Below are 12,720 nucleotides of genomic sequence, written 5' to 3' on the forward strand. Positions count from 1 at the left end.
CTAGCCCCTTGATACTAACGTATCAAGGGGCTTTTCTTTGCGCGCTGTTTTATACAGGCTTGCCCTAATTCTTACCAGCTCATAATCTCAATTCGGCCATATCTTCTTTTCATTCAAATCATAAATTTTTGAAAACCATCGTTGTATCTAAAATAGTAGATATTGGGTTTTGTGACCATTATCTTTTCCCTAAGAAATATAGCGTTATAGAGCCGTATTAAAATGATTTGACTTATATCGTTTTAACTGATAATTTTAAACAGTCTTTTTATTTAAGTTAATAACACGGAGGTGTTAACTGATTAAATAAAGTAATTTCTATCGAATCAAAGTATTAAATTTACGTGCTGTTCCTACCCCTACAATTATCAAAAGGAATTGATAATGAAGTTAGCTCCTCTTTTTTCAATTGGTGCTTTAGCCGCTATCAGCCTTTTTGGCTGTTCTAACCAGTCAGCTGACACAACTGATGGATCATCTGCAACCTCTCAAGATACGACCGTCTTACGCTTCTCTCATTTTTGGCCAGCGACTTCTTCCATTAGTACAGAAGTTTTTGAACCTTGGGCTAAGCAAATAGAAACAGATTCTAATGGTCGCTTAAAAGTAGAGTTATATCCATCAGCAGGTCTTGCGAAAGCTGACGTCACTTATGAATCGGCTGCTAAAGGTACCATTGATATCGGTTCACAAGCCCATGGCTATACTAGTGGTCGCTTTCCGCTGACTCAGATTACTGAGCTTCCAGGTTTATCAAATTCAGCCACTCAGATGGGTTGTATGCTACAGACGCTCTATGAAGACGGAACGCTTGCCAGTGAATACAAAGACACGCATATGCTATTTATGTATGGCGCTGGACCAGGCTCTCTGCATACTACTGATAAACTGATTCGTACACCTGCGGATATGAAAGGTATGCGCATTCGTCGTCCTTCGGCAGTCGCTGGTGACATTATTGAAAGTGCGGGCGCATCACCTGTTGGTCTACCTGCAAATGACATGTATACCTCTTTACAGCGCGGTGTTGTTGATGGTCTCAGTTTCCCATGGGAAGCCGTAACGGCTTTTAAAATTGACGAAATTACTAAGTACCATACCAATATTCCTTTTTATAGCTCAGCACTCATGGTGACGATGAATAAAGACAAGTACGACAATCTGCCTGATGATTTGAAACAAGTTTTGGATAAAAATTCAGGTATGGCCCTTGCTAATAAAGTGGGTGAAGTATTTGATAAACATGATCAGATGGCCATACAAGCGGCTAAAGATAAGGGCGACGAAATTATCGAGATTCCTGACCCACTCAATGATCCAAATTGGAAAGGTCCGCTTGAAAAGGGTACTAAGAAATATTTGAGTGATGTCAAAGCATTAGGTCTGGATGCTGATAGTGTCTATGAAAAAGCCAAAGCTGCTAGCGCAGCCTGTAAGGTATAGCCTACTGGAGGTATTACATGATCTTTTTAATTAAAATCAGTACCTTCATCTCTAGGTTATGCCAGTTTTTTGGCGGTATCAGTCTTATCATCATCGTGTTAGCGACCATGCTAGATGTGACAGCTCGTTATATTTTTAAGCTCACGGGTGGCGAGTTTGGGTTTACGGTAAAAGGCAGTGTAGAGATTGTCTCTTACTTTATGTTATTTGCTTTACTCGCCGCTTTTGCCGCCTTTGTAGAGCGATCACAAATTATCGTCGATGTATTCACTCAAAAGATGCCTCAGACTATTAAAGGTTACATGATGGGCGTCTTTATGTTGGGCTTTTTCGTCATTGGGATCGTTTTCTCGTGGGGGCTCTATGAAAGTGCAATTGATGCTATAGAGTATGGCAAGGTCACTCAAGATCTTAGAGTTTCAATGATGCCCATTTATATGTTTAGTGCCTTTCTGAGCCTTTTGCTTGCCATTCGCTCGCTGATAGAATCCATCAATATTTTTAAAACGGGCGAGTTCTTTGACGCAGAGGAGACAGGCGCATGAGTCCAGAAATTATTGGTGCCATTGGCCTGCTGGTCATGATTGTATTGGTGGTGCTGCGAGTGCCAGTGGCATTGGCCATGTTGGGCGTGGGACTGGTCGGTTTTGGTGCTGTGACTGCGCCAAGTGGGGCACTGCAAATGCTCAAAGACATTCCAGTGGATGTTTTGGCAAAGTATGATTTTAGTGCCATTCCTTTATTTATTCTAATGGGTGTATTTGCGACTCATTCAGGTATGGCTGGCAAATTGTTTGACGCTACTAGAACTATATTTGGTGGGGTAAGAGGTAGCCTTGGTATTGCAGGTATTGGCTCATCTGGTATTTTTGCTTCTATTTCAGGCTCTTCTTTGGCGACTGCATCTACAATGACAAAGGTCGCGTTACCTCAAATGGAAAAGTATGGCTATCAGCCAGGTTTTGCCTGTGGCGTTTTGGCGGCTGGCGGTACGTTAGGGATTATGATTCCTCCCAGTATTGCATTACTGGTCTATGCTATTTTAACTCAGCAATCTGTCGGTGATATGTTTATCGCCGGTTTTTTGCCTGGCATCTTAGGTATGGTGATGTACTCTATCACTGTTATGATTATGGTACGCTGGAAACCGCATCTCGCACGTCGCGGTGAACCAACGTCTTGGAAAGCAAAACTACTATCATTGACTGGTTTAATACCGTTCAGCTTTATTTTTATCATTATTATCGCTGGTATTTTCTTTGGGCTATTCACTCCAACAGAGGGCGCAGCAGTTGGCGCTTTTGTATCATGGGCCTATGCTTTTGCCAAAGGCATGCGCTTAAAAGGCCTGAAACAGTCACTCATTGAAACGCTTGCACTATCAGCAGTGGTCTTTTTTATGCTACTTGGTGCAGAGGCGTTGGGTTATTTTATTTCCGTATCACGTCTGTCTTATACAATGGCCACTTGGATTGGGACTCTATCGGTCAGCCCGATGATTGTACTGATTTGTATTCTAGTCATGTACTTTTTACTGGGGCTATTTATGGACGCCTTAGCCATGTTGGTTATTACGATTCCAGTGGTTTATCCCATCATTGTGGCTCTAGGGTTTGATCCTGTTTGGTTTGGTATTATTGCTGTATTGACGGTAGAACTGGGTTTGATTACACCGCCTATGGGGATGAATATTTTTGTCATCAAAGCGATGGCACCGCATATTAAGCTTAGTGACATGTTTCGGGGAGTCGCACCTTTTATTGTCTCAGATGTGATCCGATTGGGCATTTTGGTCGCTTTTCCAGCCATCTCTTTGGTGTTATTGACGTAAGTTTTATTCGTAGTAATAAACCCACAAGCTAAAAATCCACGGTTTAATAAGCCGTTCTATTTTTTAAGCCATATTGTTGTCATAACGATGTGGCTTTTTTATGGCAAATCAAAAAGTTGGTAAACTGAATTGATATAGCGATGAGTAACTAAAAGATGCCCTACGCGACATCCAAAATAACTATAAATAGCAAAAATTGTTTGAGACAGTGTTTGGTTACCAAGGTGGTTTTTGATTACAGTGTATGGCAGGACGATAACTTTTCTTATCATTCTAAAATCTGATGGATGTAGTAAACTGATTGATATTTTCGTATTCACCCTTTTATATGATAAGTAGAGACAGTCATGGCAGTCGATTTTAGTAACACGCTAATAGTCGCAATTTCTGCAACCGCACTTTTTGATTTAACAGAATCTGAAAACCATTTAGTACAATTATTGGAGCAAAAACCGGCAAGCGCTATCAAAGAATTTCGCGATTATATGACTGAACGTGAGAATGAGCCTTTAAGTATTGGTGCCGGTTACCCATTGATCAAAGCTTTATTAAATTTGAACGAGTATTGTGAAGACAAAAATGGGCAAGATTCAGAAATCGAAGCGCCGTTAGTCGAAGTCGTTATTGTCTCAAAAAGCAGTCCAGACACAGGCATCCAAGTACTTAATGCCATTTTGGCGCATGGACTGAATATTTCACGATCCGCTTTTATTTCGGGTAGTCCAATTGCCCCATATATTAAAGATTTTAATGTTGACTTGTTTTTGACCACCAACCGTGATGATGCACAGCAAGTTGCAGATGCCAATATCTGTGCTTGCGCAATCTTGGATGCGACCCCTGTCAATACTTATGAGTTGGACACCAATCAGCTACGCATTGCATTTGATGGCGACGCAGTGCTTTTTGATGATTCGGGGGAGCTGCTATATAAACAAAAAGGTCTGCGAGCTTTTCATGATCGCGAAACACAAATGCGTGATTTGCCAATTGAAAAAGGACCTTATGCTGAATTGCTGATTAAATTATCAAACTTACAAGAGCGTCTACCAGCTGGGCTTCAATACTCTCCAATCAAAATTGCTTTGGTCACCGCTCGTAATGCGCCTGCTGACTTGCGGGCGATTAAAACGCTGCGAGAGTGGGGCGTCAATGTGGACATGGCATTTTTCTTGGGCGGTTTAGAAAAGACAGCAGTATTGAGAACCTTTGCCCCGCATATCTTTTTTGATGATTCCATCAAACATATTGATGCCGCACGTGATTTTATTCCTACGGCATTGGTACCTTATCACTCAACCTCATTGTTGCATGGCGACAGTTATTTGACGCCTGATAAAGATGCAACCTTAATGGATTTTGAGCCCGTAGAGCGACCGCTTTTTACCACACGTCACTAAAACATATCTAATAATTCAATCAAAAGGATAAAGTCGTCTATGAAGTGGCAGCAATTGCTCAACTTGATCATGGTACGTATCAAGCAGGTCATTGGCTTATATGCGTTTGTACTCATACCAATGTGGGGCATGTTTTTTTTAAATGATGTATTGTTATTTGGTATGTGGAATATCTTTGGGATTGTGCCGCGCACCTTTGATGTAGGAAGTATGATAGGAGTGTTTGCATCATGGACGATGCATGGAAACTTCTCACATTTATTGGGTAATACGTTAACGTTATTACAAATTTTGTTTTTGTTCGGATTGTTTGAAAAAAATGCCTACCGTACTGTACTCAAGCTGATTATCGCATCAGGAGTGGTCACATGGGTTATTGGCTCGCCCTTGTCCATTCACATTGGAGCGTCAGGATTGTGTTTTGCAATGCTCGGTTATATGATCGGTGGGGCAGTATTTGCCCGACGCTGGGGTTACTTACTGGCTTGTATTATCATGGGCACAGGATACTGGTTAACGATCAAACAAGGGCTGATGCCGCAACAAGGCATCTCATTTGCGGCGCATTTTGGTGGTTTGTGTGCAGGTCTGCTATTAGGTGCTAACTCAAAACATACGTATTCGGCGACCTCTCAGCGCTATTAAATGCTTAGCATTATGAAACCTGTATCGTATAAATGTCACTGAATCAGGTCATAAATATGTGGGTCACGATAACGTTGCTTCTAAGCAGTAGCGCAACGTTGGTTTTAATTCATGCAAACACTAGTAAATAAAGGATCATCTTTCGCCAACGATCGCCATGCTGTGGTCTGCTTAACATGCTCATCGATAGTCAGCGTGCTATCTTTTGCAGGCAATACATAATCTGCCCGAGCGGGGGCGCTGCAATCTATCACTTGCGAGACTTTTTGCACACCTCTACGTCTCTCGAACAGATACAAATTGACCAAATATACATCTGGGTCATCGACTTGTACAGTAGCATTGCCAATATCAGCGGCGATAAAACGTAGTATTTGCGGCTTAACGTAAGTCCATGGGCGAAACCATGTACTCTCTTCAATTTTTTTAACGACAGTGACACCTTCAGGAAGTTGCGTAACCTGTTGATCAAACCAGCTATACTCTTGTTGAATTTGGAAGCCAAATATACCGATGGCAGCAAATAGTGGGATAAGCCATTTTGGTGCTCTTTTACCTGCCAGTTTGCTGAGGTGAGTTATGATTAGTGCTATCCCAGCCAAACCAAATCCAGCAGCTATGGTAGCGATAAACTCGTAAAGCATAAAATCTTCCTTAATGCGATAAGCGCTTTTAATTAAGCGTCTGTAGTAGAGCAGAATTTAAGAGTTTTTGTAAAAAATAGAGGATAAAAAAATCACTCACAAGCAGCAACTGCCTGTGAGTGATATATATTAACGCAAAATATATCCTCAGTCGTGCGCTTAGTGGTCGACTGCACCGCCAGCACCGCGTGGAGAGCGAACACTTTCAACCAGTTCTTGAATGTGTAATGGTGGTGCTGGTGTAGCATATGAGACAACAAATGCTACGATGAAGTTAAGCATAGCACCAACCGCACCAAATGATAATGGCGAGATACCAAACAGCCAATACTCTTCTGTATCAGGGAAACTTGCAGTACCACTGATGAAGAACCAACCTTTGAATAGAAAGATATACACTAGGATACTAATCAAACCCGTTAACATACCAGCGATAGCGCCAAGGCTGTTAATACGTTTAGAGAAAATACCCATCATCAGTACTGGGAATAGTGAAGCGCCCGCAATACCAAAGGCTAATGCCACGACTTGTGCGGCAAATCCTGGTGGATTGATACCTAACCATGTTGCTACTACAATCGCAATACCCATAGTGATACGCGCTACTTTTAACTCGCCTTTATCACTAATATTTGGGTTGAGGTTTCTTTTGATCAAGTCATGACTGATCGCTGATGAAATAGCCAATAGTAGACCTGCGGCAGTTGATAGTGCTGCTGCTAGGCCACCTGCTGCAATAAGACCAATAACCCATGGTGGAAGATTTGCAATTTCTGGGTTAGCTAGTACTAGAATGTCATTGTTTACGTCAAGCTCGTTACCTGCCCAACCTGCGTTTGCAAAGCGACCATCGACTTCTAAATCGTGTGCAGTACGAGCCTGTTCGACAGCAGCAGTAGCAGCGGCAACATCGCCACCATCAGTTTCAGCAGTATTTAGCGCCAACTGAGCGGCACCAAGTCCACTGTCGTTGTACATCTGAATACGGCCATCATTATTGAGATCATTATACTTAATGAGGCCAGTCTCTTCCCATGTTTTCATCCAATCTGGACGTTGATCATAGGTGATAGACTCTGCTTCAACACCTTGTGGATAGATAGTATCAATCAGGTTCAAACGCGCCATCGCACCTACTGCAGGAGCAGTGAAGTAAAGTAACGCAATGAATACTAGCGCCCAACCTGCTGACCAACGCGCATCAGATACTTTAGGTACAGTGAAAAAACGAATAATAACGTGTGGTAGACCTGCTGTACCAATCATTAGCGACAAGGTAAATAGCACCATGTTTAACTTATTTGGTACATCAGCGGTATAAGCAGTAAATCCTAAGTCAGTCACTACCTGATCAAGCTTAGTCAATAAAGGTATACCTGATTCGGTATGGTTTGAGAACAAACCGAGACCTGGAATTGGGTTACCCGTCAGCTCAAGTGAGATAAAGACAGCAGGGATAGTATAAGCAATGATTAGAACGACATACTGTGCAACCTGCGTGTAGGTAATACCTTTCATACCACCTAGTACGGCATAGAAGAAAACAACCACAGCAGCAATAAGAAGGCCAGTCGTATTGTCGACTTCTAAGAAACGTGAGAATGCGACGCCAGCCCCTGTCATCTGACCAATAACGTAAGTAGTCGACGCAATAATCAAACACACGACTGCAATCATAGCGGCAGTCTTAGAGTAAAAACGGTCCCCAATAAAATCAGGAACCGTAAATTTACCAAATTTGCGCAAGTATGGTGCTAGCAGCATCGCTAGAAGTACATAACCCCCAGTCCAGCCCATTAGATACGTTGAGGCACCATAGCCACCAGCAGCAAGAATACCTGCCATTGAAATAAATGATGCAGCACTCATCCAATCAGCGGCGGTTGCCATACCGTTGACGACGGGGTGGACACCACCACCTGCGACATAAAATTCACTGGTTGAACCAGCTCGCGCCCAAATTGCAATACCGAAGTATAGAGCGAAGGATAGACCCACAAAAATAATATTAATTACAAATTGACTCATAGCATTATTCCTCGTCTACGCCATATTGTTTATCTAACTTATTCATACGCCAGGCGTAAAAGAAGATTAAGACCATAAATACTATAATCGCGCCTTGCTGAGCAAACCAAAAGCCCAGATCAGTACCACCGATTCTAATACCTGCTAAGAGAGGACGTAATAAGATCCCAAAACCATAAGAGCATAGTGCCCAAATGACTAGGCAACCTAAAATGAGACGGACATTGGCACGCCAATAACCGGATGAATCGTTGTGGTTTTCCATAGAGCAACTCCTTTTGTCTTACCTAAAATATTATTGTTGGTCTCATCCTAATAATTATGATGGTCTTGCATCTGTAGACGACAACGGCAGTATCTATAGGGTAGTGTTACTTAATAGACAGTCTGTGTTGAATTTTTCAAAACAAATAATGCGAAGAGCAACATAAGAGAGGCGGTGACTATTCCTTATCACTTAACCTGTCATAAAAAACAGAAACATGCGACTTTATAAAATGAGCATTATAAACAATGAGATTAACAGTACGTAATGGCACTACGATGACTAAAAATCATTTACTTTAAAATAATAGCTAAGTTATTAAATGTTGTTTTGGTCACTTTGATCAAAAATAACGTTTGAAATGCACAAAGTGTATCGAGGAAGAAAGAAGGGGCAGGACAATCCGCTGTCTTTTTCACAACTTGTCTTCCTGACAAGCGTTTGAAGTTCTAAATGTTCTAATCATTTATGGTAACATCTAGTCTGGATAAATGTTCAAAAATAAGTTTATCAATATCTGATAAAAGCAACTATAAATAATTATTTATAGATATCATCCACTATTATAAAAAATAGTATAAATTCTCTTAGACTAAATATTAATGTTACTAGAATATTACTAAATTTGTCTAACTTATAATGTTAAATTGTTACTCAATAGATTCTATAGGATATCAAGTACATATAACATTTATTTTATAAATAGCGATTATAGACTGATAAGTAAATGTGATACCGCAGACGGCTGAATATCTATAAAATGCTTATGATATTTTTATGCCAAATTTTTTAAGTAGTCACACTTGTGGTTTAGATATTCTGAAAGTAACGTCTGCAAGACAAACACATAAGCTGTATCAAGTATAAATGAGGAGTCCGTATGACCGAAGGGATAGCTGGTTGGTTTAATAACATCGTAAATTATGGTGTCAGTATTATTTGGGGAAACAATGAATGGTTGGTTGCTAGCAACCCTTGGTATGGACTATTAATGTTCGTATTGATTGGCGCTGGTCTTTACTTCACTATCGCCACACGCTTTATTCAGTTTCGCCATTTTGGCCATATGTGGAAATTATTACGTGTTTCGAACCAAGGTCGCAAAGATGGTGGTATCAGCTCATTTGAAGCTTTAATGACATCATTAGCCGCGCGCGTCGGTACAGGTAACTTAGCAGGGGTCGCAATCGCGATCTATCTTGGTGGTCCAGGTGCAGTGTTTTGGATGTGGATGACGGCTTTAGTCGGTATGTCGACCAGTTTCATAGAGTCAACGCTAGCACAGGCTTATAAAGTGCCTCATACAGACAATGTGTACCGCGGTGGACCAGCTTATTACATTGAGAAAGGCCTAGGAATGCGCTGGCTAGCGATATTTTTCTCGCTATGTTTGCTTGTGGCGTTTGGTCTGGCATTTAATGGTGTACAGTCAAATACGATTGCTCAAGCGACTAATGAGGCTTTTGGCGTTCCAACATGGATGACCGGATTGATATTGGTCGTATTGGTTGCGCCAGTGGTATTTGGTGGTCTGCGTTCGGTCGCTCGTATTGCTGGTAAGATTGTACCTGTGATGGCGATTTTATATATTTTATTGGCGCTATTCATCATTGTTACTAACTTTAGCCAGTTTCCAGCGGCGGTTGCCTTGATTGTCAAATCAGCCTTTGGCTTTGAGCAAGCAGCAGGCGGTGTGATTGGTTACGGCATCGCTCAGGCCATGATCAATGGTATCAAACGTGGTTTGTTTTCGAACGAAGCGGGTATGGGTTCAGCACCGAACGCGGCGGCAACGGCAAAGAGCCATCCTGATCATCCAGCGGTGCAAGGGTTTATGCAAATGCTGGGTGTTTTTCTAGATACTCTTGTTATCTGTACGGCAACGGCTTCAATCATCATATTGTCTGGCGTGGTCGATCCAAACGTTGAACAAGAAGGTATTCAGCTGACTCAGTTGGCCTTATCGCAATATGTTGGTGATTTGGGTGTGACGTTCGTCGCCATTGCGATTTTCTTTTTCTCATTTACCTCTATCATTGCCAACTATAGTTATGGCGAGTCAAATCTTGAGTTTATCTCTGGTGCCAAAAATGCCAAAGTCATGATCATGATATTCCGCTTCATGGTACTTGGTATGGTATTTGTGGGTGCTGTCGCTAGCTTACCAGCAATCTGGAACTTTGCTGATTTATCAATGGGTCTCATGGCATTGGTCAACTTGTTTGCTATCTTAATGCTGTCTCCAGTGGCACTAAGAGTCTTACGTGATTATGAACGTCAAGTCAAAGAAGGCAAAACGGGAGATCAAATAAAATTCGATCCCAATAATTTTGTGAAGCTAAGAGATGAAGCCAATCGCGATGCTTGGACGGATTGATAAAAGCTATTCGTATTGTCATTTCAAGATAAGAATATTGCCTAGAATAAGCATTATTCTTAGATTGTATTGACTATATATAGGTGTAAAAAGATAAATATAAAAAAACCGCCCTTTCGAGAGCGGTTTTTTATTGGCGTATGATTGAGTGATCAAAACTAAAATCAATGCAACTCTGGTCTACATGTTGGGATAATTAGGACCGCCGCCGCCTTCTGGTGTTACCCAAGTGATATTCTGTGATGGGTCTTTAATATCACAGGTTTTGCAATGCACACAGTTTTGGGCATTAATGACAAACTTAGCACCTTCGGCATCTTTTACCACTTCATACACACCCGCTGGGCAATACAAACGCGCAGGTTCGGCATACAAAGGCAAATTGATCGAAATAGGAACTGTAGGGTCGGTCAATTTCAAATGCGTCGGCTGATCTTCAGCATGGTTGGTATTGGAGATGAAAACGGACGATAATTTATCAAACACCAATTTACCATCAGGCTTCAAATAAGTCGGTTTATAGGCGTGATTGGCACGCTCTAGCTGGTCATAATCAGGGAGGTTGTCATGTATAGTGAATGGCATTTTACCTTTCAAGATGTTGTGCTCAAGAAAGATAAACGCCCCGCCCATGAATTGACCCATACGGTGCATCGCAGGCGAAAAATTGCGTGATTCGTAGTTGTCTTGATAGAGCCATGACTCTTTATACATGGTGCTATAAGCAACAACTTCATCGTGTTGACGCCCAGCCTGTGTGGCTTCAAAGATTGCTTCGGCAGCGAGCATACCTGACTTCATAGAAGTATGTGTGCCTTTAATCTTGGCAGGGTTTAGGAATCCAGCGTCATCACCTACTAATACACCACCTGGGAAGGTGAATTTTGGTAGGGAGTTCAGCCCACCTTTGGTCAAGGCACGGGCGCCGTAAGAAATACGTTTACCACCTTCTAATACATTTTTGATGACAGGGTGGGTTTTTAAACGCTGTAGCTCATCAAACGGTGACATGTATGGATTATGGTAAGACAAATCAGCGACCAGTCCAAAGCTGACTTGATTGTTTTCATCAAAGTATAACCACCAACCACCGGTAGAACCTGTTTCGGTCAACGGCCAACCAAGACCGTGCATGACGACGCCTTGCTCGTGTTTTTCTGGTGCAACTTCCCATAGCTCTTTCAAACCGATACCGTAATGCTGAGGATCTGAGTCTTTATCAAGACCAAAGCGGCTAATCAGGCGCTTGCCTAGATGACCACGGCTGCCTTCAGCAAAGACCGTGTATTTGGCGAGAAGTTCATAACCTGGCTCAAAACTTGGCTTGGCTTCGCCATTGGCGGCCACACCCAAATCACCCGTTATAATACCTCGAACGGAACCGTCATCGTTGTATAAAATGTCGTCAGCGGCGAAACCTGGGAACATCATGACTTCAAGCTCTTCTGCTTGTACTGCCAGCCAGCGAACCACATTACCAAGTGAGACTATATAGTTGCCATTATTATGCATTGGCGCTGGAATCAAAGCATCTGGAACTTTGGTAGAGCGCGTGGCTGAGTTTAGGTAGTAAAAGCGATCTTCGGTTGCGGGCACGTTTAGCGGTGCGCCTTTTTCTTTCCAATCTGGTATCAATTCGTTCAAAGCACGTGGCTCAATAACTGCGCCCGATAGAGTATGGGCACCAAACTCAGAGCCTTTTTCAACCACACAAACCATAAACTCATCGTTACCTGCTTCAATAGCAAGCTGACGCAAACGGATAGCAGTAGAAAGACCGGCTGGTCCACCGCCAACGATAATAACGTCAAACTCCATAGATTCACGTTCGACTTCAGGCTCAGCTACGACAGGTGCTACGTCGTCTACAGCGACAGGTTGGGTCGTTTGCTCTTCTACAGCGACCTCAGCAGCCGTCGCTTCTTCGGTCTGCTCTACTTTGTCTAGATTTGCCGTCTCTGTCGCTACTGTTGTGTCAGTATTCACAGTGTCACCATCAATGACTGGCTTTTGATTGTCTTGCTCTTGCATACCTACTCCTAAACTTTTAGTGGCTCATCTCAGGGCATCATTAGCTTAACACTTGA

10 protein-coding genes are annotated in these 12,720 nt (G+C 42.2%); 6 read left to right on the forward strand and 4 right to left on the reverse strand.

Annotation, left to right across the window (positions count from 1 at the left end; translation table 11 throughout):
* Positions 1 to 384 precede the first annotated feature (384 nt).
* The 5 genes from FW759_RS13165 (at position 385) to FW759_RS13185 (ending at position 5,319) form a co-directional block, all read left to right on the forward strand.
* On the forward strand, positions 385 to 1,443 hold the full coding sequence (locus tag FW759_RS13165) for a TRAP transporter substrate-binding protein (RefSeq protein ID WP_443531146.1): 1,059 nt from the start codon (positions 385 to 387) through the stop codon (positions 1,441 to 1,443).
* 17 nt (positions 1,444 to 1,460) lie between these two features.
* Positions 1,461 to 1,988, forward strand: coding sequence for a TRAP transporter small permease (locus FW759_RS13170; protein WP_062845576.1), 528 nt, complete (start codon positions 1,461 to 1,463; stop codon positions 1,986 to 1,988).
* Positions 1,985 to 3,274, forward strand: coding sequence for a TRAP transporter large permease (locus FW759_RS13175; RefSeq protein ID WP_062845575.1), 1,290 nt, complete (start codon positions 1,985 to 1,987; stop codon positions 3,272 to 3,274). Before FW759_RS13170 ends, FW759_RS13175 begins: the two co-directional genes overlap by 4 nt.
* Positions 3,275 to 3,621: 347 nt before the next feature.
* Complete coding sequence (locus FW759_RS13180) at positions 3,622 to 4,674, forward strand: 5'-nucleotidase (protein WP_446443224.1); 1,053 nt, start codon at positions 3,622 to 3,624, stop codon at positions 4,672 to 4,674.
* Positions 4,675 to 4,713: 39 nt separating this feature from the next.
* The gene (locus FW759_RS13185; protein WP_443531143.1) at positions 4,714 to 5,319 is read left to right on the forward strand and encodes a rhomboid family intramembrane serine protease; all 606 of its coding nucleotides are present in this window, start codon (positions 4,714 to 4,716) and stop codon (positions 5,317 to 5,319) included.
* 104 nt (positions 5,320 to 5,423) lie between these two features.
* On the opposite strand, the gene FW759_RS13190 is transcribed toward FW759_RS13185, so the two are convergent.
* The 3 genes from FW759_RS13190 to FW759_RS13200 form a co-directional block, all read right to left on the reverse strand.
* Entirely contained in the window at positions 5,424 to 5,963 is a 540-nt protein-coding gene (locus tag FW759_RS13190; protein WP_443531142.1) for a hypothetical protein, read from the reverse strand.
* A 159-nt stretch (positions 5,964 to 6,122) separates the two neighbouring features.
* Complete coding sequence (locus tag FW759_RS13195) at positions 6,123 to 7,991, reverse strand: sodium:solute symporter family protein (protein ID WP_062845571.1); 1,869 nt, start codon at positions 7,989 to 7,991, stop codon at positions 6,123 to 6,125.
* Between the two features lie 4 nt (positions 7,992 to 7,995).
* The gene (locus FW759_RS13200; RefSeq protein ID WP_062845570.1) at positions 7,996 to 8,256 is read right to left on the reverse strand and encodes a DUF4212 domain-containing protein; all 261 of its coding nucleotides are present in this window, start codon (positions 8,254 to 8,256) and stop codon (positions 7,996 to 7,998) included.
* An 880-nt stretch (positions 8,257 to 9,136) separates the two neighbouring features.
* On the opposite strand from FW759_RS13200, the gene FW759_RS13205 reads away from it, so the two are divergent.
* A complete protein-coding gene (locus tag FW759_RS13205; protein WP_446443225.1) occupies positions 9,137 to 10,633 on the forward strand; it encodes an alanine/glycine:cation symporter family protein in 1,497 nt (498 codons plus the stop codon).
* A gap of 180 nt (positions 10,634 to 10,813) precedes the next feature.
* Here FW759_RS13205 and FW759_RS13210 read toward each other — a convergent pair whose 3' ends face one another.
* On the reverse strand, positions 10,814 to 12,664 hold the full coding sequence (locus FW759_RS13210; protein ID WP_443531141.1) for an electron transfer flavoprotein-ubiquinone oxidoreductase: 1,851 nt from the start codon (positions 12,662 to 12,664) through the stop codon (positions 10,814 to 10,816).
* Positions 12,665 to 12,720: the final 56 nt, after the last annotated feature.

The sequence above is a fragment of the Psychrobacter sp. 1176_08 genome, assembly GCF_052850615.1.

What these genes read in the sequence shown, in the direction of transcription:
- FW759_RS13165 (WP_443531146.1), top strand. Translation starts at nt 385, where the DNA reads ATGAAGTTAGCTCCTCTTTTTTCAATTGGTGCTTTAGCCGCTATCAGC.
- FW759_RS13170 (WP_062845576.1), top strand. Translation starts at nt 1,461, where the DNA reads ATGATCTTTTTAATTAAAATCAGTACCTTCATCTCTAGGTTATGCCAG.
- FW759_RS13175 (WP_062845575.1), top strand. Translation starts at nt 1,985, where the DNA reads ATGAGTCCAGAAATTATTGGTGCCATTGGCCTGCTGGTCATGATTGTA.
- FW759_RS13180 (WP_446443224.1), top strand. Translation starts at nt 3,622, where the DNA reads ATGGCAGTCGATTTTAGTAACACGCTAATAGTCGCAATTTCTGCAACC.
- FW759_RS13185 (WP_443531143.1), top strand. Translation starts at nt 4,714, where the DNA reads ATGAAGTGGCAGCAATTGCTCAACTTGATCATGGTACGTATCAAGCAG.
- FW759_RS13190 (WP_443531142.1), bottom strand. Translation starts at nt 5,963, where the DNA reads ATGCTTTACGAGTTTATCGCTACCATAGCTGCTGGATTTGGTTTGGCT.
- FW759_RS13195 (WP_062845571.1), bottom strand. Translation starts at nt 7,991, where the DNA reads ATGAGTCAATTTGTAATTAATATTATTTTTGTGGGTCTATCCTTCGCT.
- FW759_RS13200 (WP_062845570.1), bottom strand. Translation starts at nt 8,256, where the DNA reads ATGGAAAACCACAACGATTCATCCGGTTATTGGCGTGCCAATGTCCGT.
- FW759_RS13205 (WP_446443225.1), top strand. Translation starts at nt 9,137, where the DNA reads ATGACCGAAGGGATAGCTGGTTGGTTTAATAACATCGTAAATTATGGT.
- FW759_RS13210 (WP_443531141.1), bottom strand. Translation starts at nt 12,664, where the DNA reads ATGCAAGAGCAAGACAATCAAAAGCCAGTCATTGATGGTGACACTGTG.